The organism is Vogesella urethralis (genome assembly GCF_007644045.2).
Lineage (GTDB): Bacteria > Pseudomonadota > Gammaproteobacteria > Burkholderiales > Chromobacteriaceae > Vogesella > Vogesella urethralis.
This window is the reverse complement of the sequence record NZ_VMDW02000028.1, coordinates 1-771: the sequence shown is the minus strand read 5'-3', so window position 1 is coordinate 771 and position 771 is coordinate 1. Positions and strand designations below refer to the sequence as shown.

Below are 771 nucleotides of genomic sequence, written 5' to 3'. Positions count from 1 at the left end.
TTCTTCATGTCCAACTCCTTGTCATGGTGGATTGGACGCTAAAGTCACGCGCTACTCAAGATGGGGTGGACGTCGGCCATTCTCAACAACTCTGAACAATCCTGAAGCTGAACTTGCTCAACTGCCAGACACTGAGATCCACGACGATGTGCTGGACGCATTCTGGGAAAAGTATGAGCGCATGCCTGTCGTGAACCCGACTAAGTGGAAGTTCCATGAAACGGTGTATGAGGAGCATTACTATCAGATGTTGCGCCTACTCAGCTATGAGCTGGAAAAGCGCAATGCAGTGCTCATCACCTTCGGCTTTTCCTTCGCAGACGAGCATATCCTCAACCTCGTCATGCGGTCCCTATCGAATCCTGGGCTGCAAGTCTTCATTTGCTGTTACAGCCTTTCTGGGCGCATGGCTATGGAGGAAAAGTTCAAAGGCCACCGTAACGTCAAATGTTTGGCTCTGGAAGGCGAGAACATGGATTTTACTGCCTTCAATGAAAAAGTAATGGTCTGGCAGGAGGCGGCCTCTGTGCGACCTCCTGTGGTAGCTGCTGCAGCATACGATAACGCAGAGGACCTAGTCTGATGAGCATACGTGTTGGTGAAGTCATTGCCGTTCAAGGAACCAAGGTCATTCTGAAAATCGACGAGCAGTCTAGTAAGGAAACACTTTTTTACGGTGGTGACAAATACAAGGGCTGAATCGCCCCAGCTTCTCTAGACACTCTTGAGCCGTTGGAAATACTGCTTCTCGTACTCTACCGGTGACAGCCC

The 771-nt window shown here is 50.1% G+C and carries 1 protein-coding gene; it reads left to right on the top strand.

Annotated elements, in window-relative coordinates:
* Window positions 1-583: hypothetical protein (locus tag FLQ03_RS01310; RefSeq protein ID WP_206210819.1), on the top strand; the 583-nt coding region annotated here is incomplete at its 5' end.
* Window positions 584-771 lie beyond the last annotated feature (188 nt).